This is a genomic window from Paenibacillus sp. 1-8 (assembly GCF_056316205.1).
In genome coordinates this window covers 1652717-1676795 of the sequence record NZ_CM149995.1, presented here as the reverse complement: position 1 = coordinate 1676795, position 24079 = coordinate 1652717, and the positions used below count along the sequence as shown (strand labels likewise).

Genomic DNA, 24079 nt, shown 5'->3' with positions numbered 1-24079 from the left:
ATGCAACAACGTTTATGACGTTTTAACCTATACTGCCTTCCATTTCGAACTTGATCAAACGGTTCATCTCTACCGCGTACTCCATCGGCAGTTCTTTGGTGAACGGTTCGATAAAGCCCATAACGATCATTTGTGTCGCTTCCGCTTCGGTCAGACCGCGGCTCATCAGATAGAACAACTGATCCTCCGATACCTTGGAAACCGTCGCTTCGTGCTCCAGCGTAATGTCGTCGTTCATGATTTCATTATAAGGAATCGTATCGGAGGTCGACTGGTTATCCAAAATCAACGTATCGCACTTGATATTCGATTTTGCCCCTTGAGCCTGACGACCGAATGAAGCCAGTCCGCGATACGTTACTTTACCGCCATGCTTACTGATCGACTTGGATACAATCGTCGATGTCGTATCTGGTGCCAAATGGATCATTTTCGCCCCTGCATCCTGATGCTGGCCTTTGCCTGCAACTGCAATGGACAAGACCATACCTTTAGCTCCACGGCCTTTCAGCACAACTGCCGGGTATTTCATCGTCAGCTTGGAACCAATGTTACCATCGACCCATTCCATCGTTGCATTTTCTTCTGCAACCGCACGTTTGGTCACCAGGTTAAAGATGTTTGGTGCCCAGTTTTGGATCGTTGTGTAACGAACGCGTGCGTTTTTCTTACAAATAATTTCCACCACTGCGCTATGCAGCGAGTTCGTGCTGTAAATCGGAGCCGTACAGCCTTCTACATAATGAACGAAGCTGTCTTCGTCGGCAATAATAAGTGTACGCTCGAATTGTCCCATATTTTCCGAGTTAATACGGAAGTAAGCCTGCAATGGAACTTCACATTTTACACCCTTCGGTACATAGATAAAGCTTCCGCCTGACCACACCGCACTGTTCAGTGCTGCAAACTTGTTGTCCGCAGGAGGTACAATTGTTGCAAAATACTCTTTCAGAATTTCAGGATGCTCACGCAGCGCCGTATCGGTGTCCATGAAAATAACGCCCTGATCTTCCAGTTCCTTTTGCATGCTATGGTAAACAACCTCGGATTCATACTGTGCGGATACACCAGCCAGAAACTTTTGCTCCGCCTCAGGAATCCCCAGTTTATCAAAGGTTTCCTTAATTTCCGTAGGAACCTCTTCCCACGTTTTTCCTTGCTTCTCGGAAGGTCTTACATAGTACTGGATATCGTTGAAATCCAGCTCACTCATATCTCCGCCCCAGTTTGGCATAGGCATTTTTTCAAACTGCTTTAGTGCTTTCAGACGGAATTCCAGCATCCATTCTGGCTCATCCTTAATTTTGGAGATTTCCTTTACGATTTCCGGAGTGAGACCCTTACCTGTTTGGAAAATGGATTTGTGCTCGTCGCGAAAGCCATATTTATACTCTTCCATTTCCGGTGCTTTCTTGGCCATGTTTCTCAAACCTCCTCTATTCTAGTTAAATTATTGTTCTTCATCAATTCCTTTGCGCAGCGCGTTCCAGGCCAAAGTCGCACATTTGATACGGGCCGGGAACTTATTGACACCTGACAAAGCTTCCAGTTCTTCATAATCGTCGAATTCGGCGGCTTCACCCTTCATCAGAGAAGAGAAGCGATTCGCCATATCCAGCGCCTGATCAATCGTTTTTCCCTTAACCGCCTCTGTCATCATTGAAGCGGAGGACATGCTGATTGAACAGCCTTCCCCTGTAAAACGGGCATCCTCGACAACGCCGTCCTTCGTCTTGAGTTGAAGAGAAATCCGGTCACCACACGTAGGATTGTTCAAATCCACCGTGACCACATCATCCTCAAAACGTCCGCGATTCCGCGGATTTTTATAATGATCCATAATTACACGTCGGTACAAGTCATCAAGTTGCATCGCCAAAATACTCCTTTGTTTGGATTAAGGCGCTGATCAAAACGTCGACTTCCTCTTCTGTGTTGTAGAGGTAAAAGCTGGCTCGCGCCGTTGCACTGGCTTTCAACCAGCGCATCAATGGCTGGCAGCAGTGATGGCCTGCACGTACAGCCACCCCTTTACTATCCAGCACGGTCGCTACATCATGCGGATGCACATCATCCAGATTGAATGTTACGAGTCCCACATGACGTTCAGCAGGACCGTAAATCGTCAAGCCTTCCACTTCGCGAAGACGTTTGAGAGCATAGTTGGCCAGACGGCTTTCATGCTGTGCAATCGCGTCCAGCCCGATGCTTTCCAGAAAATCAATGGCAGCTCCCAAACCGACAGCTCCGGCAATGATCGGGGTTCCGCCTTCGAATTTCCAAGGCAGCTCCTTCCATGTGGATTCATACAATCCCACATCGTCGATCATTTCCCCGCCGAACTCAATCGGCTCCATGTTTTCCAACAGCGCCTTTTTGCCGTATAATGCCCCGATCCCTGTAGGACCACACATTTTGTGACCAGAAAAAGCATAAAAGTCAGCATCGATGTCTTGCACGTCTACTTTCATATGTGGTGTGCTTTGTGCACCGTCTATAACAATGACTGCGCCTTTGCGATGCGCAATAGCAGCAATCTCTTTGACAGGGTTCACAACACCAAGCACATTGGAGACATGCGCAATCGCTACAATTTTCGTGTTTTCTGTAATGGTATTCTCCACATCAGCAAGATCAACGCTACCATCCTCTTGAAGTGGAATATATTTCAAAGTCGCGCCTGTGGCTTTGGCTACCTGTTGCCACGGAATCAGATTACTGTGATGCTCCATCTGTGTGATGACAATCTCATCACCTTCCTGACAGTTGGCTCTACCATAGGAAGAAGCGACCAGATTCAGCGCCGTTGTTGTTCCTCTTGTAAAAATAATTTCCTGACTGCGCTTTGCATTCAGAAAGCGGGCTACCTTCTCCCGCGCACCTTCATAAGCATCCGTTGCGCGGCTACCCAAGGTATGCACACCACGGTGAACATTCGAATTATCATATTCGTAGTAGTGCTTGATCGCCTCGATGACCGCCAGCGGTTTTTGCGAAGTGGCCGCATTATCCAAATAAACCAGCGGATGACCGTTAATCTCCTGATGTAAAATCGGGAATTGTTCACGGATCAATGCAGTATTCATTGGCCTAACTTCCTTTCAACAAGGCTTTGCAGCTGCTGTTGAAGTCCTTCGAGCGGAATTTCAGAAACGACAGGTGCCAGGAAGCCATAAATAATCAGACGTTCAGCTTCTGCACGGCTAATCCCGCGAGACATCAAGTAATACACTTGTTCACGATTCACCTGACCGACCGAAGCTGCGTGACCTGCGGTCACATCATCCTCATCAATCAGCAGGATCGGGTTAGCGTCACCACGCGCTTTCGGGCTGAGCATCAGGACACGTTCTGTTTGCTGACCGTCTGCTTTGGTAGCACCTTTTTCAATTTTTGTAATTCCGTTAATGATGGAAGACGCTTCTTCACGCATCACTGCGCGCGTAATCATCTGACTGGCGGAATTTTTACCAAAATGCTGTGCTTGTGTCGTATAGTTCAGCTTTTGTGAGCCGGAACCAACAGCAATAATTTTGGCATCCGAGTTGGAGCCATTGCCTTTCAGCACGGACATCGTATTGCTCGCTGTATTGCCGTAGTTCATTTCTCCAACAATCCATTCGATAGCTGCGTCATTACCCAACGCAGCACGGCGGATGGAAATATCCGTTACTTGCTCTCCAAGCTGATGCACCGTTGCATAGCGCACCTTGGCTCCTGCATTTGCAACAACTTCTACCGCACCGTTATGAAGAACAGGTGCCGCCAAATCCGCAGATACATAGTTGTCTACGTACGTTACGGAGCTATTGCTTTCAGCAATGAGCAGTACGTGAGGTGCAAACGTCGCTGTCGCATCGTCCGTCAGGAATACAGCTTGAAGCGGAACGTTCAGCTCTACATTTTTAGGCACATAAGCAAATACTCCACCGTTCCAGAGTGCTGCGTGCAATGCAGATAGTGAATTTTCATCCGTCTTAATAACCGTGTTCAGATGAGCTTTAACTAAATCACCATGCTCCTTAACCGCCGTTTGCAGATCCGTGAAAATAACGCCTTGCGCTGCCAATTCCTCGCTCAGCTTCACAAATACCGCGCCGGAGTTGCGCTGGATAATCAGACCGCCCTCCTGCTGCTCTTTCACCAGATCGGCAATCGCTGCGGGAACCTGCCCCACCGATGCAATCGCCTCGCTGTTTTTATGTTGACCGTAATCGTTGAGATTCCAACGTTCGATTTTGGTTTTTTCAAATACCGGAAGCTCCAGTTTGCCTGCAAGCTCAAGTGCTTTTTGTCTGTCTGCGGTCAGCCATGACGGCTCGCCGTTACGTTCGGACAGAACACGCAGTTGCTCGGAATCTACCGGAAGGATTGTTTGTGTACTCATTAGTTTTCCTCCTCGCTTCCGGCTTACGCCTCTTGTCCTACAGTTTCATCAACGATACCCAGTTCTTCCTTGATCCAATCGTAACCGTCCGCTTCCAGACGCTCAGCCAGCTCAGGTCCACCGGATTTAACGATGCGTCCTTGCATCATAACATGTACAAAATCAGGCTTAACGTAATTCAACAGACGCTGGTAGTGAGTAATGATGAGGAAACCGCGTTCTTCGGAACGCATAGCATTAACACCGCTAGCCACGATTCTCAACGCGTCAATATCCAGACCAGAGTCGATTTCGTCAAGAATGACGATTTTCGGATCGATCATCATCATTTGCAAAATCTCATTCCGTTTTTTCTCACCACCGGAGAAACCTTCATTCAGGTAACGGTGAGCAAACTCAGGATTCATTTCGAGTTCCTTCATTTTGCTTTCCATTTGGCGGATAAATTTAATCAGAGAAATTTCCTGTCCTTCTTCACGGCGTGCGTTAATTGCACTACGCAAAAAGTCGGAGTTGGTTACCCCTGCAATTTCACTTGGATACTGCATAGCTAGGAACAATCCTGCACGTGCGCGCTCATCCACTTCCATGTCCAGAACGTCTTCTCCGTCCAAAGTTACTTTGCCATCCGTGACTTCATATTTGGGATGCCCCATCAAAGCAGAAGCCAATGTACTTTTACCCGTTCCGTTAGGACCCATGATGGCATGGATTTCTCCGCCCTTCATTTCGAGGTTGATGCCTTTCAGAATTTCCTTGCCTTCAATGGTCGCTTTGAGACCTTCAATCTTAAAGTTTGTAGCCATATTCGGAATACCCTCCAAAATTTGTAGTGTGGTGTCGAAATCAGAAAGTATATTTAACAGGGGAGCCCCCTGATTTCAAGCAAGCGAAATATTTAAAAATTTATTTATAATCATTCTAAACTGATTCTCAATGATTCTCAAGTTATTTTATAATAAATATCTTCAAGGGTGCAACCAACAGACACACGTTATCAGACTTTCTTCATAAAATATTCATAATACTCAACACTTTTACCGTGATTTTCTGCTTCCTAACTTTTATATTATAGCTTAATTCTTCATCATAACTGTATATCCAACCATAATCGCTTCCCATCTATGAAAAAACATTAAAATGATGGAAATTGTCTTTTTCAGCCATAAAAACGCTACCGACAACATGATGTCAGTAGCGTTTTTACATGTGTAGCGCTTATTTCAGAACACGGTCCCACTTCTATCGGGATAAGAATTTAACTGTCAGAATCAAGCTTTCAGCATCATTGTTATGGTTAGCCCAGATAAGAACGAAGCATCCACATATGTTTTTCCAGATCCGCCTTATAACCAATCAGCAAATCTGCGGTTGGCTGATCAGAAGTACTTTCTGCCAATTCAATCCCTTCCTGAAATTCCTCACAGACGGTGGCAAAGTCCTCAATCAGCGTTTGTACCATTTTAGGCGCATCCTCATTACCACTTGCTTCGTGAATCGAGGACAGCTCCAGATATTCCTTTAACGTTGCGGAAGGAGAACCTTTCAGCGCCAACAGGCGTTCAGCGATCTCGTCCATTTTTAGCGTAATTTCATTATATAGCTCTTCAAATTTGACATGGAGTGTAAAAAAGTTGGAGCCTTTCACATACCAGTGATAGTTATGAATCTTCACATATAGCACATTCAGATTAGCCACCTGACGGTTTAACAGTTCTTCCACCGATTTCGTTTGCGTATTTTTCGAGTTGCTTGCTGTTTTAGCCATAATAAATCCCTTCCTTTTCATCAAATTGATCATTCAGGAACGTTTACGTATTCATCCACCGTCCTTCTGACGGGAAGACGCCAGCGGGCACGGTATTTCGCCTGCCGGACGTCTGTTTATTATTTACCCATCTCATATGAAGACGAAACAAAACAACAGAGTTCCTGAGTACTCTTCCGGCGTTTCGTAAAAAAAATGTACAAAATTCAAGCGTTTTTCGTTATACTTGGCTCTATCCAAGCAAAATGGTTGGTTTAATCTTTTAGTATTTTGGAAATCGACTTAAGCACATTTTATGGAGGTGACTTCGTTGTCCCAATATCATGCTTTAACGACAGAAGAAGCAATTGAATTTGTGAAGAATATCCCCGGATTTTTTAGTCAGGACGCCCGTCTGGAATGCCGCGAAATCGGTGATGGTAACCTGAATCTGGTTTTTCATATTACGGATTCTGAATCTGACAAGAGTATCATTGCCAAACAGGCGCTTCCCTATGTGAAAATCGTAGGTGAATCCTGGCCGCTGTCACTGGATCGTGCCCGTATTGAACGCGAGGCGCTTCAGAAGGAGCACCACATTTGCCCTGAGCTGGTTCCTGCGGTGCTCGGCTATGACGATGAACTCGCCTTGACTGTGATGGAGGATCTAAGCTCATACACAATCATGCGCAAAGGATTAATCGAAGGAAACACATATCCGCATTTCGCTGACCATATTGGAGAATTTCTGGCACGTACGCTCTTTTTCACCTCGGATCTGGGCATGAATCAGCAGGACAAAAAAGAGCTGGTCAAGCGCTTTATCAACCCGGATCTTTGTAAAATCACCGAGGATCTTATTTTGGATGAGCCTTATCGGTTTTCAGATAATAACAACTACGGTTCCTATATCGAAGACGAGGCAGAGGCGCTTCGTACAGATCAGGCCATTCATCTGGAAGTGGCTTTGCTGCGCGAGAAATTTCTGACGCAAACAGAAGCGCTACTGCATGGCGATCTTCATACGGGCAGTATTTTTGTAACAGCGGAGTCCACTAAAGTCATTGATCCCGAATTTGCCTACTACGGACCGATGGGCTTTGATATCGGAGCGGTGATTGCCAATCTGCTGTTGAACTACGCAGCACAGCCCGGATGGACTACTGGCGAGACAGCTATGCAGCAACGGCGTGACTGGCTTTTAGAGACTGCCATTCAGGTATGGGAGCGGTATGAGAGCGGGTTCCGCAAACTGTGGGACGAGCATGTTACCGACCACATGGCCCGCACACCGGGATATCAGGACTTGTACCTTCAGAAAGTGCTGCAAGATACGATTGGCTTTGCAGGCTGCAAAGTCATCCGTCGCATCATCAGCTTGTCGCATGTGGCCGATATAGACACGATTGCCGATCCTGCGATCAAGGAAGCAGCGGAAAGACTGGCGCTATCTATCGGGAAAGCCTTGGTTCTACGCAATCGTGAGGTGCATTCGATTCGTGAATTGGGAGATATTATTCAGACAGCAACGGCTGCCTCAATTAATGGAGCTTAATGGATATGAGTGAAAACAAAGAATCTGCGACTGAAGCTTCCAACTGAAGCAATAGTGCCTGGTCAGGCTCTCACGTCGCTGGTGTGGAAAGGTGACCACTTGTCCAATGCTGGATCAGCGACTGCTGCCCGAATCTATCGTGATGCTGGATTTGTTCACAGCTGAAGAAGTGTGGGATGGCATCCATGCCATGAAGGTTGAATCGTTTTACTTGATAAAATGTAACTTTTCTATTGAAAAAACCGGAGCGAAGTTGCCCCGGTTTTTCGCGTTTTTCTACCTTCGTAGAGCAAAAGCCCTACCACTTAGACCAGCTTCAAAAGCGCCTCATACCCCGGCATACCCGGCTTAATCCCAAGCTGCTCCGCTTCCGTTGTCACCGACTCCATGGGCGCTTCCAACAATTCGCGCAGCGTTTTTACACCCACAGCTCGTGCGGCAAGAATTTTCCGATCTCCCAGCCGTTCATTCAGCAATCCGACATCCAGTGCGCCGCACATGATGTAACCACGGGAATTGGAGATGGTCAATAGCGTTGTTTTAGGCAGTTTGACCTCAACTCCGATAAATGTATGCTCACCCACCTGTACGGGTTCCATGTGTATCATTGTCCTCACGTGCACCTCCTCTTTGTTCATCCGGGATATTTTATGCAGCATTTGCGCGTGAGTGTGGACACCCGTGGATATGTATTGAATTTTAGTACACTAATTTTGTGGAGTGCCTATTGCGTAATGTGCATTTTCTGCGCATTCCACATCAATCGGTTAAGAATGAATGATTTTATTCTAGGATTCTCAATTCTCTGTGCCCACTTTATAATCTAAATCCAGGATTTACAAAATTGGACTTCCAATGAGTAGTAATTCAATTATCTTTAGCATAAGTTGAATTGCATCCCACTTTATTCAAACGGGTAACTCTACAAAAAAGCCCACTTCTTTATACATTCAAAGAAGTAAGCTCAATATAAATTATTTTGTAACATCAATTATTTTCTTAGCAATCAATCGACACGCTTCAATACTTTTATCGAACTCCTTTTTAAAAGATTGTGCAAATACAAAATGAATTTGTTCGGCTAATTCTTCTACAGAGTTTGTTTCATTACTTTTCTCATAAATTTTACGTATTTCGGAATAGTACTCATCTTCTAATAAAGGATATATTTCGATTGGATTCCATTCATTAATGATTTGTACGATATCATCGTTCATTTCTATACACTCCTACTCTCCAAATAACGATTTAGATAGTGCTTTATATGCATCATCATACTTACTCTTAGGAATAACTGTAACAAGTGTCCCATCGTTAGCAACTACAGCGGCACCTTCTTTTGAAAAAAACAAATGCTTACTACCATTATTCTGGGAAAGGGCAGTAGTATCTTTCAAATCGTGATCTTCAACCATATCATGTAACTCAGGGATAAGTGTTAAAAGCTTTTATAGTTATGTAGCTGCTGTCTCGTTGTGATACCGATCTCTTGTGTAATGTCTAATGGTGTTTTGCTAGCATAAACCGTCCCTAACTCCTTACAAATCAAAAAGGCTAGACGGACAATCCCATCCAACCTTCTGTATTGATCATAAGAATTTAATGATCTGCTTCAATAACTGATGCGAACTTAAATCACTTATGCCTATTAGAGATGATTAAATTTCGCCGTGATGTGTCGGTTGATAACTAGACCCTTTATCTGGAAATTGTAAAGGTATAGTCACTACTGCTACTAACATAAAGCTGGCTACTAAAAAGGTTAGAATAATTTTACGTTTCATCTTCATCCACCTCATTAATCAAATTTCTGAAAACTGCCCTTGTCTCAGCAGAAGCATGTTCTTGAAAAAACTCAAACAGTCTCATACATTTAATTATATACGATTTATTATTGATTAATGTAGATTTTTCCAAACAACTTAATAAAAATCTAAAGCCATCAGAAAATCTTCCTTTGGTCAAATAGTAAACTGATAATTCCTTCGAAAAATGTATAAAACGTTCTGTTATGAATCGTTGAGTATAAAAGCTTTCGATGCTTTGTTCCTCCAGATAAGATGAAATATCCACCTCGAATTGCTTTAGAATATCATCTACATCAAAATGATATTGGTTAGCTGCCTCAACTATAATATCAAGTGCGGGAAGAACTTCATCTTTTCTTGATGAAAAATAAGCAACATAATCGGGAAGCACGTTTACTTCACCCGCAAGGAGCCTATTCACATAGGTATTGGCGTTTGCCCACTCCTTAAATTGATTTTTCCATTTTAGGGTCGTTTCATCTTCTTCTTCCACCCAGCTTAAATCGGCATATTTCTGGATATGCTGGAGCCCTGTTTCATAATCTTTCTTAGCATCACAAACTTCAGCACGAATTAAATGTGAAAATGCCCAGTATACAAATGGAGGGTAAAATGACTTCTTTCTATGTTCGCTCTTTGCATGATACTGTTGATCAATTTTGTATTGTATTTCTGCTTTATTTCCCAAAGTTGTAGCAAACTTATTGGCCTTATCCCACTTACGCAATGAACGACATGTATTCACTAAATCCCTTAACGCATCTAGCTGATCCGCTTCATCCAAGCGCTCAACGTAAGTTTGAAACTGAACTACCGCATCATAGTTTTCCTCTTGATTATCACCTTGTCTTGCCACAAATAATCGATACTGGCACATAGCCAGACGTTCTGAATATTGCTTTTTCTCACTTACAGCTACATTTTCATAAAGTATAGCTGCCGCCTCATATAACTCTTCTTTAAAGAGTTCTTCAGCAAGTTCGAATAAGGATTCTGAGTATCCCAGCTTGTCCATCAATAAGTTTACAACTTCATGAATACAGTCCAATTTGTTTAATCTCGCACAATTATGTAAGAAAGGACTCATTCGACGCCAATTCGGGTTAGCTTCCGCTAAATACTCATGCACATATCGTTCATAATAATAGCCGACAGGATGCCCCATTGCTTTTGTGATTCGATCTAGTTGATCGACTGAAAAAGTGCGATTCCCATTAATGATGCTGCTCATCGTACCAGGATTCATGTCTACTTCTCTGGCTAAGTTGCTTAGAATTAAATCATTATCTTTCATATGATTGGTTATCTCTGTGAGTATCGTGGCTGTATTAGACAAAATAAACCACCCCTTAAAAGGAACTTGTTAGGAATCAACTCATTAAAAAGAAGGCTATTGCAATCCAATGATAGAACAGACTTACTGCAATACATTGTACCATCTTCTGGAACAATATCATATACCTCTCATATATTTACTTAAGATACCTTTTCGGATTTGAATTTGTTCTCCACCTGCTCCACCCCGTACTTTATAACTTTTTCAAAAACTGTGGTGGTACAAAATCAGAAAGCCAAACCTCATTGTTTGCATAATAGAACTTCACATTATTAGCTAGGGCACTTGTCGTGTTAACTTCCAAAATCGCCAATTCTCCACGTCTACTGCCTGCTAATGTTGCAAATTCAAGAGTTTCGGACAAATGGACGTACTCTCTCCCCATTGGTTTAATTCCTTCTGTAAGGATCTTCTCTATAACCATAGTATTTGTACCATGATAGAGAACAATTGGGGGATGAAATTCCTTATAGTCTAGTCTTCCCGCGCTGTGACCGTAGTTAGCCCGTATGTACCCATTAACAGTTTCGTATCGCTTTTTTGCACAATTCGTTACGACTTGATTGATGTCCTCTTCTCTTATATCCGACCACCTATTTTCTGATTTTATTGCTTCAACTAAATCCTGGACATCACAATACCCTTCATGGTCCAACTTAACCCCAAATTGTTCTGGTGTGTGCCTAAGTATTTTGCTCATGAATTTGCTAAGTCCCTCTTCTTGCTTAGGTGACAACATAACTTTCTCCTTTTGAATTAAAATCGAAAACACCCCTTATCAACATCATGATTACAACCTTCCGATTCATAAATCGGTTTCAAAGTGTAACTTCTACAATATCGCCATGAAAATGACCAAAATGTACCGCCCTATGAATAAATAAACCTTTTATTATAGGAACAATATACCATATAACAGTACACTTGTTCGATCCTTTATTTAGGGTATTAAATAACAACACTCTACAGATGGGTTTTAGACGATGGATTGAAGAAAATTCACGATCTGCTCTTTATGATGCCTGTGTGGGAAATAGCTTCATTTAACAAATCATGTGGTTTCATATTTCTTCCGAAATCAACGGATGCATCGTTAAATGCCTGTACATTTCAGCAATCGTTGCCAAGTGAATTCCTCCTATCTCATATTAGAGCGAGAAGTTCTAAATCAGATTGATTTCAATTCGTACAAGCTATTTTGAAGCGAAAGACTGGCAGGACATGTACCTTTAATCAAGACTTTGGTGTTGTACTCGCGCGGCATCCTATCGTCCGGGAACCAAGGCCGCCGCTTGTCTATTACAATTAATAATCCTTCCGCGTCCCCTAGCGGCGTGAATTGCGGCCCAGCTCCACCCCATGAATCAAGCTGGAACACTTCTGTGATAGTTTGACAAAATTCTGGAACATTATCTACGGGAAGGCCAATCTCACTTATACGAAGTAGAGCCTTTGGCCCGAAAGCTTCATCTACAGCGTTATCGAGTGAATGGTGAGCGATGAACTCGATGAGGTTATGATCTGGATCATAGAAGTAAAGTGCTGTTGCATTCCAGCTTTCGAAAAGAAACTCATCCTCTTTGGTTCTTGAAATCAATGAGATACCCCGGTCGATTACCCATTGTTTTGCTTCAATGAACTTATTGGTTGGAATCGCAAACGCAACGTGATAAAACTCATTCTCCATGAGGGAATCTTCCTGAAAAGCAAGAACCGATTCGCCAACTCGAAATGTCAATCGTGAAGCGGTTTCCTCCAGAACTTCAAGGCCAAAGAGAGAGCCGTAAAAATCTTTCATGGCATCCAATCGGTGTGTATTTAAGAGCACTTCTGTTATTTTCATCGCGTTCGTCATCCTCCTTAAAATAAATGATTTTAGCTCAAGATAACTTGATTACGTAAGCCGTAGATTGATATCCCGTGTCCTTCAAAACCCCTGTTGGAATTAGCAGCTTTTTACCGGAAGGACTCCAGCGTAGCTGGTCACTTATGCCATTATCGCCCAGAACCGGGGTTTGCTCCCCTGTTTCTGCTTCTGTAATGAAAAAACGGTATTTATCTCCATCCTCAGAAACCGCATAGGCCAGCTTGCTGCCATCCGGCGACCAGCTTGTACCGAACAGTTGCATACCTGTAGCCAATGTGGACAGCTCTTTCCCTTTGGTGTCGCAGAGAACCAATACGTTCTCTCCTGGTTTGGTGTGTTTTACAACCGCCAGCTTGCTGCCATCTGGGGAAGGAAGGACCACCCAAACGTTTTTTTTCAGGACTTCGGGTTGCTTGGTTTCGATATCATAGGCGATCAATTCCCCCATTGCAACATAGTAGATCATGTTTCCCGACTGAGCCACGCTAGAAACACTTCTCTGTCCAGTCTTGACTGCGACTTCACTTTTTCCGTTCACATCAGCCCTGATGATGTCCCCTTCCATATTGGGAAAAATAACGTGACCTGTATCCTCCCATACGTCTTCCCCAGCCATAAACTCTACATCGTACATCTTCACGGAAACGCCGGTTTCAAGATTCATGATGTAGCCTATTCCTGTGGATTCATACAATTGCTGATAAAGCATATGCTTCCTGTCAGGGGACAGCTTAGCAAATCCGTAGCTGTTCTCCCCCTCCAGCAGCGGCGTCTCCCCACTGGAAGCAAGATCATATTGATAGAGGTTATGTGGATAACGTTTTTCTCCCTCAACTATCACGGGGGAAAGCTTCCTGTTCTCTTTATCAACCGCAAGCGTGCCTTCACTCACCCAATCCATCCCGCGCACACCCTCGATCTTAGCAATGCCCTTCAGCTTCAACTTGGTGTATACGGATTCAGTGGTGTTATCCATCACGGTAATCTTTTTGCCGGACTTCTCTACGACTTGTCGCGCCTCTGTGTTTCCTGTACTGCAAGCAGTCATGGACAGTAGAATCGCCGTGGCGAGCAGAATGAGTCCTGTCTTGCCCTGCTTGCTGTGGATATTTGCGTTCATTGCATGATTCCCCCTAAAAACGTTGTACAGCATGGACATGATTGAATTCGATTCGTACAAAACTCGCTGTGGAGCCTAATCATGAGTTTTGTGTAACCTTGGCTTACTCTAAGCATACTGGAGGAGTATTTCTAAACCACAACTGCTTATTTCCAAGTTGTAAACTTTTTGGCGTAGCTTTGATACAGAGTGCAGACCTGTTAAGATGTGGCCGGAAAAGATAGCTCAAAAACCGAACCTTCGCCTTCCGACTCCAGCAGCGTAATGCTTCCATTCTGCTTCTCAACCAGATTGCGTACCAGTGACAGCCCCAGTCCCGTGCCGCCCGATTGCCTGGATCGGTCGCGGTTGACCGTGTAGAAGGGCTCGAAAATCCTCTCTCTGGCTTCATCAGGAATGCCTATGCCGGAATCACGGATCGTGATCCTTACCCGGTTGTCTCTAAGTTCGCTGTAAACATGAATAGTTCCTTGAGGGACATTATATTTGATCGCATTATCCAGCAAATTAATAAAAATATGCATAAAGCTCTCTTTATCAATCCAGATGTGGGCTGGCTTCGCATCGCAGGAAATAGTGATACCGAAGCGTTCCGCCTTGCCGCTCATACGTGAACAAACATTGCGCAGCCCCTCTGCAACCTCCAACAGCTCGGCCTGTGACTCAAAATCATATTTTTCCAGCGCCGACACCTGTAGCACCTTCTCCACCATTTCATATAGCCGCTGAGTTTCTTGGGCGATGCTGGCCTTGGCTTCCAACAGCAGTTTGGGATCATCGTCGTACATATTCAGCAGATCCACGTAAGCTTTAATGGAGGTCAGCGGTGTCTTGAATTCGTGGCTAATGTTGCCGATATATTGCTTCTGCTGCTGCTCCAGCGCCTGGAGCTTGTGGATAGCCAGTTGCAGCTTCCGTTGCTCTTCATCCTTAGCAGCAATACTCTGCTCAATCTCCATGCTCATAAAGTAGATGCCCTCGGCCAGCTCGCCCAGTTCATCCTTTCTCCTAAGCGGAGGAGCCTGAATATATTCGGCGCGGCGAATATCCTCTGCCGCCTTTTTCAACCGTCCAATGGCTGCGGCTGCCCGGTTAAAATACAAATATCCGATGATGAAGCTTAGCAAAAGCACCGCGATCCCTGTAGTCAGGAACAAATTCTGGAGGGTTCGTAGAAAGCTCTGCGAACTTTTGAGTGAATATTGCAACTGCACTACCCCCATTTGTTCCTCCGGCCCTTGGAGCGGCGCCAGATACAGGAGTGTGTCCCCCACAACCTCATATGCAATTTTATTTTGCAACGCATAGGCCAATGCAGCATTTACTCCACTCTGCTGGTCCACCGCCGGATGATCTTGAATTGAGCTGCCTACCTGGAGTCCCTGCGCATCATACAGCGTGACTCCCAGTCCGGTAAATCCGGCCAACTCTGTAGCCAGCCCCCGGCCTCGCTGCTTCATAAATGTCTGCGGCTCCAGCCGCGTACCCGTATAATAGGTCTGCTTCACTCGCAGATTAACCGTTTTGACGTGCTGGGCCAGATAAACCTCGGTTTGAGTCTGCTGGTTCTTTTCCACCCCTTGAAGAACGAAATAGCTTAGCACGCCTAGAGCAAGAATAAGCAGTACAGCCAGGAACAGACTGAATTTCAGCTTGATGCTAATTCTCATGGATAATCACCGCTCATCTTTTCTTTATTTGTCTCCTTTTATCTCACTCAAAAGCCTGGCATTTACATTCAATGCTGAAAATTGAAAAAGCACATCCTCTTCATCCAATACCTTACTTTTCGCTATTTCCAAATCAACAACCTCTTCATTTAAAAGCTCTGCGGATCGCTGAGTTTGACCGTTAAAGTTGAGAATTTGAACGTATTGATGCAAGGTCAAGCTTGTAATTCCCCATTTATGCTTAGGTTCAGGTATCAGGTTCCAAGTCATGATACATCCGAATATTCATCGGTTTACCTCCAATAGATCATTTCATTCTCAACATAAATCAATACCCCATCCGTTTTCATCTACTTCTTTTGGTTATGGTTCAATGCAACGACAATTGTGATGACTAATCCGATCAGCGTCACCAGCAATGTACCGAACATTATCATTAATGTCAGCGCATCTTTAACCTCCACAGGCGTCACCTCCTTTGCAGGAGATAAACCGACCGCCCATCTAAGCCAATAGAATGGTTAAAAACATGATAGCACACGATATTAGTAGCCTGAAACCAAGTCTCTGGCTTCATCTTCTGCCTTTTCAATAGCTTCAGCTAAAGTCATTTCAGGCTTTACTTGTTTGTACTGAATGGCTTTACTATATGTACCCCCTGCCTCGCTCCACTCCCAATATGTATGAACATCCACAGACTCCAGAAAGTAGACCGATAACGCCTCTACAGGGTTTACAGCATATAAATCCATGAACTTCTGGTTTGAAAGCTGATCGCGCTTAAGAAATTCATTTTTCATATTGTATAATAGATTCAATACATCTTCGTCATTCACATTCACGATGCGATTCACAAATGCATTGCGTCTTTCCACGTTATTCAATATGATTTGGATAGCGTTGCGTATATACCAAGCCTCCGGGCCAATACTGAGCATATGAATTAAATCGTTCGTAGTCAGGTCAGGATGAAATGGTGCTGGCTGAATTATTCGTGTCCACACTTCATCGTTCCCATTCTCAAACACTTGAATTGCATCAGTAACATTCACCCCAATGGTCTGCCATTGGCGGTTGAGGGCATCTATAATGTGATAGTAGTGCAGCCCGGCTTCTTCGTTTTCTTCTGTCTGTTCCCAGACCTGTCCCATACGAACAATGGTTTTGATGGCTTGTTTGTTGGTTTTAGTGTTTTGCATCATGGTATCATCCCCAATTCTATTTTTGGAAAAATGGCAATAGCAAAGCCAAGGGTATGTTGTACATCCCTTTGATAAGGTACCAGTATTACAAACGTTTTGATCGTTAAACGATCATATATACAAACACAGTATAGCACATGAACGTTTAGTGTGCAATAATTTACATGCAGTCTTTGGAGGTTTTTTAATGGATAATAAGGATTGGGTCTTATACTGTAAACTGGGAGAAATAATTGAAAAGCACGATGTGTCTGTGTTGAAGCTATCTGAGGATATTAACCATAGAAGAACAACGATTATGGATTTAATGCATAATAAGGATATGGAGAATAAGCGTATTCCCGCCTCTCTTATCACTAAATTGTGTGTCTATTTCGATATCACTCCTAACGATTTATTTGAAATTCGTAAGCTCTAAATAAAATGAGGACCCGTAAAATATAGACTCTGAAAAGAGTTATTTTTACGGGTCCCACGTTTACGTAATTAGTAAATAATTATCATGCATTAGATTTGAACATTTTTACTTTTATGATGATTGATAAAAAAGCCAGAAGCGTAAACATTATTCCGCTCCAGATAAGCTGGTGTATTCCCAAGTGAGAGATAAACCAACCGCCAATTGAAGCCCCCAAAGTAATGCCAAGATTAGAAAATGAGACAAACAAGCTATTTCCAAATTCGGGAGCTTCTTTCGTCTCCGTCGTTAACCATGCTTGGCTAATAATAAGCCCTCCGGAATGCACTGCCCCCCAAATGAGTACGACTACAACCATGGGAAGGAAAGAAGAACTAAAATAATAAATAATTAAGTAAATGACCACATACAGCAGAGGAAACATAAGGACGGTCTTTATAAGATTTTTATGTAATAACCCTCCAAATAAAAAATTCCCAAAAATCATGATGATTCCAAAGACCATCAACATGATACTAATCCATGACCCATTCATATGGGTGACCTGACCAAGATATTCAGCAAAGTAGCTGTACACAGAAAACATAGCTGCAAAGATAAAAATAACGGTCACGATATTGAACCATAATTGAGGTTTACGTAGTATACCGAGCTGTTTTCCATAAGACATTTTCTCTTTAACCGGCATAGAAGGAAGCCAAATGAGGATTCCTGTAAAGGCAATCATGCTGACAATAGCCCCAAACAAGAAAGCGGCTTCTAACGATATTTTTTCTGCGAGATAAGAAGTTAAAGGTACGCCAAAAGCAAATCCAACCGTTATTCCGGCGAAAACCTTGGTAACTGCTTTACTGCTTTTTTCCGGCGGGACAAGTTTGGCTGCGACCACTAGGGCAACCGAAAAAAAGACAGGATGAAAAATAGCAGGGAGAATGCGGAAAATGAGCATCACATCGAACTCGGTTGTAAAAGCATAAACCATATTTGAAATCACAAAACTGAGCACAGCCGTTAGCAGAATGACTTTACGATTTATACCGGAAACGAGTAAGGTCAGGAATGGACCTGAAATAGCAACGACTAAAGAAAATACACTTACAAGCCAGCCAGCCTGTGAAGTCGATATATTAAATTTTTGAGTGACCTGGGGTAAAACACCTATAATCCCCATTTCCGTTGTAATAATGCCGAATACGCCTAAAGCCAAAATAATAATAAGCAAAGAGTTAACCTGTTTCATTTTAAATGTAAGCCCCCATTATATTTATATATACAGATTTTTAGATGTGTTTTACGAAAAAAAACCTCCTTTCTGTCTATAGTTCCTTTTGGATGTACTCGGCAAATTCCTGTATTGTCTTTTCGTTCCGACGATAGTACGTCCACTTCCCAATTCGCTCAGACTCCAACAAACCAGCTTTTTGCATCGTTAATAAATAACTTGAGATAACAGACTGTGCAAGTCCTGCTTTAGCCTGAATATCCCCCACGCATACTCCGATTCGAAAATTAAGACCTTGGTTCAGATAAGCCTGTTCATCAAAAAATTCCTTTGGATTTTTTAACCACAGCATAATTAGACGACGTGTCTCATTAGACAAAGCTTTATAAATCAATAACGGTTCCATAAAGTACATTATATCTACTTTATTAGATTTGTAAATATAAAATCCAGATAGCTTTGCAGAAGAAATGAATTAAAACCGCAACTGTCTATCTAAAAAGAGGCTGTTTCCCCCACGGAAAATCCGCTCGGAAACAGCCTTTTTGCGTACCACTTCAACTAAACTGACTTACTACGATTAGAGCGATACATCAAGTACAGAAAATACGGCGCACCGATCAGAGCGATCAGCAGCCCGGAAGGAATCTCCGTCGGCGCAAGCACCGTCCGTCCAATCGTATCTGCCAGCACCAGCATTACCGCTCCCAGGATGCTTGACAAAATAATGGAACGGCGTACATGGTGCCCGATCAACGTACGCACGATATGCGGAGCAATCAGCCCGATGAAGCCAATCGTACCCACGGAGGCTACCGCTCCTCCCGCCAGCAGCACACCCACTGCCATCGCCAGCAGCCGGGTGCGACGCACCGGAAGTCCCAGTCCCATGGCGCTGCTATCGTCAAATACCAAGAGATCGAAGCGGCGAGCTAGCCACCAGGCTACTGGCAACAACACGAGCAGAAAGGCCAGAATCGTCGTCACCTGCGCCCAGCTTCGCGCATAGGTACTCCCCGTCAGCCAAATATAACCGGTGCTGCCCCACAGCGAGCCTTGGATAATTAGCACCTGAATGCCGGCTGACCCGATCGCTGATACAGCGATGCCGAGTAATATGACTACAGACGGATTCAGATGTTTGTTCCAGGATAGAAAGAAGATCACGGCCGCTGAAACTGCCGCTCCAGCGATCGCAGCAACTGGCAGCACATAAACAGGCAGTCCGGGCCAGACGATAATTACTGCAAGCGCGCCGAATCCCGCACCAGAAGAAACCCCGATGATCGAGGCATCCGCCAAGGGATTGCGAACGGCTAGTTGGATCAAGACACCGCTGACCGCAAGCGCGATACCAGCCCCGGCCGCCACCAGCGTGCGTGGAATTCTAAACTGTAGCAAAGCCGAATTCGCACTCTCACCGCCGAACAGGCCAGACAGCAGATCACCCACCGGAATCCGCATTCCTCCAAACATCAGGCTGAATACGGTTAAAAGCACGGCCCCGCACGCAAACAATGTGACCAGCCTGCCATACGGTAATTTCCGAGAGCGCACACCTATGTTCATTGAAGACTGTCCGCCGATGCTGGAAGGCAGTTTCATCCTCCACAGGATCAGCCAAATTAACCAAGGGGCCCCGATCAAGGCCATTACTGCTCCGGTTGGCAGATCCATGCTTGATTGGTGGACCATTTTCGCCAGCACGTCAGCGCCCGTCAACAACAGTGCCCCCCACAGGAAGGAACCAGGCAGCACCCAGCGATGCATTTTGAGGCCGCTTAAGCGCACCAAATGCGGAGCCACTAAACCTACAAACCCGATGGGTCCAATGACGCTGACTGTAATGGTCGACAGCAGGACCGCCAATACAATTCCCGCCGCCCGGGTCAAGCCCACCTTTTGTCCGAGGGACGTGGAAGTGGACTCATCCAGATCCAGCACATCGAATTGCCTCGACAGCAAAACCGCGATAACCGAGAGCCCTACAACCCAGGGCCAAGCATAAGTAGTGCCACTCCAATCGTTTTGCACAAGCGAACCGGAACCCCATAGAAACAATCCCTGCGTTTCAAAGGAGTAAAAAATATGCAGTGCCCCGGTAAACGAACCGAGCACCATAGACACAATGAGGCCAGCAAGCGCCAGCCGGATCGGACTGCCAGCTCGCCCACCGCCCATAAAGTAAGCAAGCACCGCCGCCAGCAGGCCGCCGATGGCGGCAAACAGAAACGGAGCCTGATGCAGCAATGCGGGAAACATCACCGCACCAAGCACAACCACAAAGTAGGCACCAGCGTTGATTCCGAGCGTATCAGAAGCCGCCAACGGATTTTTGGTGATGGCCTGTAGCAACGCACCGGCAACAGCCAGCGCACCGCCAGCCAGGATTCCGATAACCGTGCGCGGCATCCGCAGATCCCAAACCATATTATGATCTAGCGTATTCTGACGCTGGGTCAACGCCTCAATTACTGTGTGCAGCGGGATCGGCGCCTCTCCATAGCACAAGCTTACAAAAAAAAGCACAATGAGGACGGCCAATCCGCCCCCAAAAATGCTTCCTACACGCCAAGCCTTCGACAAATTCGTTCTGTCTGCTCGGGTCATTTCGTCAGAACTCCAACCACCTGATCAACCAACACTTTGGATGAGATTGGGCCGCCGAACGTCCACGTTGTTCCGTCAAGTGGATAGGTCCGTTTTTCTTTGACAAAGTTCAGTTGGTTCCAGACTGAATTGTTCTTCATCGAGGCTCCGAATACATCGTCCGTCTTCTGCGTAATGTAGATAAAATGGCTGTCCTGAACAGCAGGAAGAGCTTCGATGCCAACAGTGCTGAATCCATATTTCTCGGTTTTGTCCGACTTCCAGTCATTCACCATACCGATTTTCGCAAGCGTTCCGACTACAACCGAGTTATCCTTGAACATCCGTAGGCTGGCAGCATTCTGAGCTGTAAAGGCCTGGGTCAGCGCATAGTGGAAATCCGCTTTTCCCGCTTTTTCCAATGCGGCCTTTGCTTCAATATAATGTTGGTCAAGTTCCCTCAGGACTTTATCCGCCTGCTCCGTTTTTCCAGTAGCCACAGCGATCTGCTTAAAGATCTCGACCATGCGGTCGTAATCATAACCGTTTCCCTTGTAAGGATCGTATTCTATCGTTGGTGCGATTCCCTTAAGCTGTGCGTAAATCGCTGCATTATTGTCTGCGTTAGAGATAATAAGATCCGGTTTGAGCGCCGCAATCGCTTCCAGATTCGGTTCGCCCCGTGTGCCGATATCAGTTACGTTATCAGCCAGCTTCGCCTCTGGCGTGACCCACAGCTTGTAGTTTGCATTGTCCGCATTGCCGACAGGCTGCACACCCAGCGCGATCAGATCTTCGGTAAACGTCCATTCCAGTACAATGACACGTTCCGCTGGCTTGTCCAGCTTGACTTCCCCGTGATCGTCTTTAACCGTAACCGGCCCAGCCGCTTTGCTGGTCTGCTCAGACCCGGAAGTGGCTCCCGGCTTCGAACTATCCCCGGCTGATCCGCAACCCGCCAATACAATAGCAAAAACCGTAAACAACAATAGACCGTTCAACATCTTTTTCATTTCTCTCATTCACCCCTGCATGTATATGTCTCATTAGAAAATGATAATCATTATCATTAAAAGAGTATAGGGATTGATTAATTTTGTCAACAAAGATTGTACTAAAGAAAAGTAACTATGTCGCATTGGAAAGCTCCATCTGCCCGCTACCCGGAATTCCAAATTGAATCGCAAACGGGTTCCGTATATGATAGCTTTATCATTGTTTTTAAGGGAGGCTTCATTTACGTGGCAGTATTAATCAACGAGCAAATAAAGGCTTCCGAGGTCATGCTCACTGGACTCAACGGTGAGAAGATCGGTATCGTCTCGAGAGAGGAAGCCTTGGCTATGGCCCGATCCAAAGGAATGGATCTGGTCTGTACATCACTGATGAGCAGTCCTCCGCCATGTAGCCTAGTTGCTAAGGGCAAGGGAAAATCGCTCGCGCAGAAGGAAACCGGAACACGCAAGGTGAGCGGTAGCAACATGGCTGGAAAGAGCAGTAAGGAAAAGGTCAAGGAGCTTCGCTTCACTGCTCATATCGAGGAGCATGACTACGACACGAAGCTGCGCCAAGCAGACAAACATCTGCGCTCCGGCAAGCCGGTGCAGTTGGTCGTAAAGTCGTCCGGCGCCAAGGAAGCGGCCGCCGCCAAAGCGGTGTTAGAACGGCTATTGGTCGATCTGAAAGAAGCCGGGATGAAGGAAACCGGAATCCAGACGGGCGGCAAAGGCTCACAGGTGAAATTAAACCCCATCTCAAAGCAAAAACGGACTGTTTACACAGAATGAAAAAGAGGCCGTTTCGGCCTCCTTTTTCTATTGATAACCTTTTATCTGTACCATACTGCAGGGTTCCTGTTTTGCACACACTCAATTATCGAAAAATTTAACTTGCTGGTGACGTTACGTCACCAAGTATACTAACCTAGTAGATTATACTGGAAAATCAATGCATGGGAAGGAGGGAAAACCTGTTGAGCAAAGGAGATTATTTATCGACTGGGCAGCTTGCCAAAAGTACAGGTATGACACTCCGAACTTTGCGATATTACGATCAGATTGGACTATTGACCCCGGAAGACCATCATTCTGGCTCTGCTCGCAAGTATACGGTGAAGGAACTGAAACGACTGCAGCGGATTCAGACGTTGAAGTATGTTGGGCTATCTCTTCAAGAAATTAAAGACATCTTAAACGCAGAGTTGATATCCGATGGGGACATCAGACATTCGTTGGAAGCACAGCTCGATATTCTCCAGAAGAAGATCGCTCATACGGAACATATCGTCCATGCTATTCGAAATGCTTTGGAAAAGTTGGCCGATGGCTCCGATTTGGATCGCTTCGCGGAGCTTATACAAGCCGTACAGAAGGAAGAGAATTGGGGGGATCAATATCGGACGGCCACCCGCTTGCAAGCACGAATCAATCTTTACGACAAGTTCAGTACGAATCCTCAAGGCTGGCATCGTTGGGTTTTTGATCAGTTGGAGGTGACACCGGAAGCCCATATTCTCGAGTTGGGTTGCGGTGACGGGACCTTTTGGTTAAGAAATGCCGAACGAATTCCCAATAGCTGGCGCATCACGCTTACCGATATCTCCAGCGGAATGGTGGAGGAAGCACGTTGCCGCTTAGGCAGCAGCAATGCAATGTTTAAATTTTTGTCGGCTGATGCCCAACAGCTCCCTTTTCACGAAGAGCAATTCGATGTGGTGCTTGCTAACAATATGCTTTATCACGTCTCGGACATCCCCAGAGCGATCGAGGAAATGTACCGTGTTTTAAAGCCCGGGGGACTAGTTTGCACGTCGACGATGAGTACGCAGCACCTTCAAGAGCTTGAAGACTTGGCGGCTTCCTTCGACCCCAATCTTCGCGTATTAGATCAAGCGATTCATCGGTTCCACCTAGGTAACGGAATGGACTTGCTGTCTTCATGCTTTTCTAATCTTCTGTTGCTCCATTACGACGACCGCCTGATGGTAGACGAAGCGGAACCTCTGATCGATTATATGATTTCGACTCCGATGAATGCAAGGGAACGACTTGTAGGAAAGGCCATCGATATGTTTCGTATCCATGTCAACCAAAACCTGAAGCAGACTGGTGTCCTTCAACTGACGAAAGAAAATGGAATATTTCTAGGGAGGAAATGAA

General features: G+C 45.0%; 25 protein-coding genes and 1 pseudogene. 5 read left to right on the top strand and 21 right to left on the bottom strand.

What is annotated here, in order from left to right; all coding sequences use genetic code 11:
• Positions 1 to 22: 22 nt before the first annotated feature.
• The 6 genes from sufB to AC0WRU_RS07715 form a co-directional block, all read right to left on the bottom strand.
• Positions 23 to 1420 (bottom strand): Fe-S cluster assembly protein SufB, encoded by a 1398-nt coding sequence (sufB, locus tag AC0WRU_RS07740; protein WP_476127867.1) that lies wholly within the window; start codon positions 1418 to 1420, stop codon positions 23 to 25.
• A gap of 30 nt (positions 1421 to 1450) precedes the next feature.
• Positions 1451 to 1873 (bottom strand): Fe-S cluster assembly sulfur transfer protein SufU, encoded by a 423-nt coding sequence (sufU, locus tag AC0WRU_RS07735; protein ID WP_025685368.1) that lies wholly within the window; start codon positions 1871 to 1873, stop codon positions 1451 to 1453.
• Complete coding sequence (locus AC0WRU_RS07730) at positions 1863 to 3086, bottom strand: cysteine desulfurase (protein ID WP_025685367.1); 1224 nt, start codon at positions 3084 to 3086, stop codon at positions 1863 to 1865. Before AC0WRU_RS07730 ends, sufU begins: the two co-directional genes overlap by 11 nt.
• Positions 3083 to 4387, bottom strand: a complete 1305-nt coding sequence (gene sufD, locus AC0WRU_RS07725) for a Fe-S cluster assembly protein SufD (protein WP_476127866.1) — start codon at positions 4385 to 4387, stop codon at positions 3083 to 3085. Before sufD ends, AC0WRU_RS07730 begins: the two co-directional genes overlap by 4 nt.
• Before the next feature lie 23 nt (positions 4388 to 4410).
• Positions 4411 to 5193 carry a Fe-S cluster assembly ATPase SufC gene (sufC, locus tag AC0WRU_RS07720; RefSeq protein WP_025685365.1) on the bottom strand — a complete coding sequence of 261 codons (783 nt, stop codon included), beginning with the start codon at positions 5191 to 5193 and terminating at the stop codon, positions 4411 to 4413.
• A gap of 491 nt (positions 5194 to 5684) precedes the next feature.
• The gene (locus AC0WRU_RS07715) at positions 5685 to 6155 is read right to left on the bottom strand and encodes a Dps family protein (protein WP_476127865.1); all 471 of its coding nucleotides are present in this window, start codon (positions 6153 to 6155) and stop codon (positions 5685 to 5687) included.
• Between the two features lie 310 nt (positions 6156 to 6465).
• Here AC0WRU_RS07715 and mtnK point away from each other — a divergent pair, with 310 nt between their 5' ends.
• Together mtnK and mtnA are read left to right on the top strand one after the other, a co-directional pair.
• The gene (mtnK, locus tag AC0WRU_RS07710; RefSeq protein WP_476127864.1) at positions 6466 to 7689 is read left to right on the top strand and encodes an S-methyl-5-thioribose kinase; all 1224 of its coding nucleotides are present in this window, start codon (positions 6466 to 6468) and stop codon (positions 7687 to 7689) included.
• A gap of 5 nt (positions 7690 to 7694) precedes the next feature.
• A pseudogene (mtnA, locus tag AC0WRU_RS07705) lies at positions 7695 to 7888 on the top strand (S-methyl-5-thioribose-1-phosphate isomerase); the annotation flags it as partial.
• Positions 7889 to 7994: 106 nt separating this feature from the next.
• Here the strand turns inward: mtnA and AC0WRU_RS07700 are convergent.
• From AC0WRU_RS07700 to AC0WRU_RS07650, 11 genes are all read right to left on the bottom strand, one after another.
• On the bottom strand, positions 7995 to 8297 hold the full coding sequence (locus AC0WRU_RS07700; RefSeq protein WP_134914362.1) for a YunC family protein: 303 nt from the start codon (positions 8295 to 8297) through the stop codon (positions 7995 to 7997).
• 366 nt (positions 8298 to 8663) lie between these two features.
• Positions 8664 to 8906 carry a DUF1871 family protein gene (locus AC0WRU_RS07695; RefSeq protein WP_476127863.1) on the bottom strand — a complete coding sequence of 81 codons (243 nt, stop codon included), beginning with the start codon at positions 8904 to 8906 and terminating at the stop codon, positions 8664 to 8666.
• Positions 8907 to 8918: 12 nt separating this feature from the next.
• On the bottom strand, positions 8919 to 9104 hold the full coding sequence (locus tag AC0WRU_RS07690; RefSeq protein WP_476127862.1) for a hypothetical protein: 186 nt from the start codon (positions 9102 to 9104) through the stop codon (positions 8919 to 8921).
• A 358-nt stretch (positions 9105 to 9462) separates the two neighbouring features.
• The gene (locus tag AC0WRU_RS07685; protein WP_476127861.1) at positions 9463 to 10833 is read right to left on the bottom strand and encodes a transcriptional regulator; all 1371 of its coding nucleotides are present in this window, start codon (positions 10831 to 10833) and stop codon (positions 9463 to 9465) included.
• Between the two features lie 193 nt (positions 10834 to 11026).
• Positions 11027 to 11572, bottom strand: coding sequence for an RNA 2'-phosphotransferase (locus AC0WRU_RS07680; RefSeq protein WP_476127860.1), 546 nt, complete (start codon positions 11570 to 11572; stop codon positions 11027 to 11029).
• A gap of 429 nt (positions 11573 to 12001) precedes the next feature.
• Complete coding sequence (locus AC0WRU_RS07675; protein WP_476127859.1) at positions 12002 to 12676, bottom strand: VOC family protein; 675 nt, start codon at positions 12674 to 12676, stop codon at positions 12002 to 12004.
• 37 nt (positions 12677 to 12713) lie between these two features.
• Entirely contained in the window at positions 12714 to 13820 is a 1107-nt protein-coding gene (locus AC0WRU_RS07670) for a hypothetical protein (protein WP_476127858.1), read from the bottom strand.
• A gap of 200 nt (positions 13821 to 14020) precedes the next feature.
• Entirely contained in the window at positions 14021 to 15490 is a 1470-nt protein-coding gene (locus AC0WRU_RS07665; protein ID WP_476127857.1) for a sensor histidine kinase, read from the bottom strand.
• A 24-nt stretch (positions 15491 to 15514) separates the two neighbouring features.
• Positions 15515 to 15760 (bottom strand): hypothetical protein, encoded by a 246-nt coding sequence (locus AC0WRU_RS07660; protein ID WP_476127856.1) that lies wholly within the window; start codon positions 15758 to 15760, stop codon positions 15515 to 15517.
• Positions 15761 to 15840: 80 nt separating this feature from the next.
• Entirely contained in the window at positions 15841 to 15954 is a 114-nt protein-coding gene (locus AC0WRU_RS07655) for a putative holin-like toxin (RefSeq protein ID WP_222934653.1), read from the bottom strand.
• 81 nt (positions 15955 to 16035) lie between these two features.
• Positions 16036 to 16692 carry a hypothetical protein gene (locus AC0WRU_RS07650; RefSeq protein ID WP_476127855.1) on the bottom strand — a complete coding sequence of 219 codons (657 nt, stop codon included), beginning with the start codon at positions 16690 to 16692 and terminating at the stop codon, positions 16036 to 16038.
• 187 nt (positions 16693 to 16879) lie between these two features.
• Between AC0WRU_RS07650 and AC0WRU_RS07645 the strand changes: the two genes are divergently transcribed.
• Positions 16880 to 17110, top strand: a complete 231-nt coding sequence (locus AC0WRU_RS07645) for a helix-turn-helix domain-containing protein (RefSeq protein ID WP_404581359.1) — start codon at positions 16880 to 16882, stop codon at positions 17108 to 17110.
• A gap of 82 nt (positions 17111 to 17192) precedes the next feature.
• Here AC0WRU_RS07645 and AC0WRU_RS07640 read toward each other — a convergent pair whose 3' ends face one another.
• The 4 genes from AC0WRU_RS07640 to AC0WRU_RS07625 form a co-directional block, all read right to left on the bottom strand.
• The gene (locus AC0WRU_RS07640) at positions 17193 to 18350 is read right to left on the bottom strand and encodes an MFS transporter (RefSeq protein WP_476127854.1); all 1158 of its coding nucleotides are present in this window, start codon (positions 18348 to 18350) and stop codon (positions 17193 to 17195) included.
• A 76-nt stretch (positions 18351 to 18426) separates the two neighbouring features.
• On the bottom strand, positions 18427 to 18738 hold the full coding sequence (locus AC0WRU_RS07635; protein WP_476127853.1) for an ArsR/SmtB family transcription factor: 312 nt from the start codon (positions 18736 to 18738) through the stop codon (positions 18427 to 18429).
• A 155-nt stretch (positions 18739 to 18893) separates the two neighbouring features.
• Entirely contained in the window at positions 18894 to 20942 is a 2049-nt protein-coding gene (locus AC0WRU_RS07630; RefSeq protein ID WP_476127852.1) for an iron ABC transporter permease, read from the bottom strand.
• Positions 20939 to 21934 carry an ABC transporter substrate-binding protein gene (locus AC0WRU_RS07625; RefSeq protein WP_476127851.1) on the bottom strand — a complete coding sequence of 332 codons (996 nt, stop codon included), beginning with the start codon at positions 21932 to 21934 and terminating at the stop codon, positions 20939 to 20941. The genes AC0WRU_RS07630 and AC0WRU_RS07625 overlap by 4 nt, the downstream gene beginning before the upstream one ends.
• Positions 21935 to 22162: 228 nt before the next feature.
• Between AC0WRU_RS07625 and infC the strand changes: the two genes are divergently transcribed.
• Positions 22163 to 22708: a translation initiation factor IF-3 gene (gene infC, locus AC0WRU_RS07620; protein WP_476127850.1), complete on the top strand. Its 546-nt coding sequence runs from the start codon at positions 22163 to 22165 to the stop codon at positions 22706 to 22708.
• Positions 22709 to 22893: 185 nt separating this feature from the next.
• Positions 22894 to 24078 carry a MerR family transcriptional regulator gene (locus tag AC0WRU_RS07615; protein ID WP_476127849.1) on the top strand — a complete coding sequence of 395 codons (1185 nt, stop codon included), beginning with the start codon at positions 22894 to 22896 and terminating at the stop codon, positions 24076 to 24078.
• Position 24079: the final 1 nt, after the last annotated feature.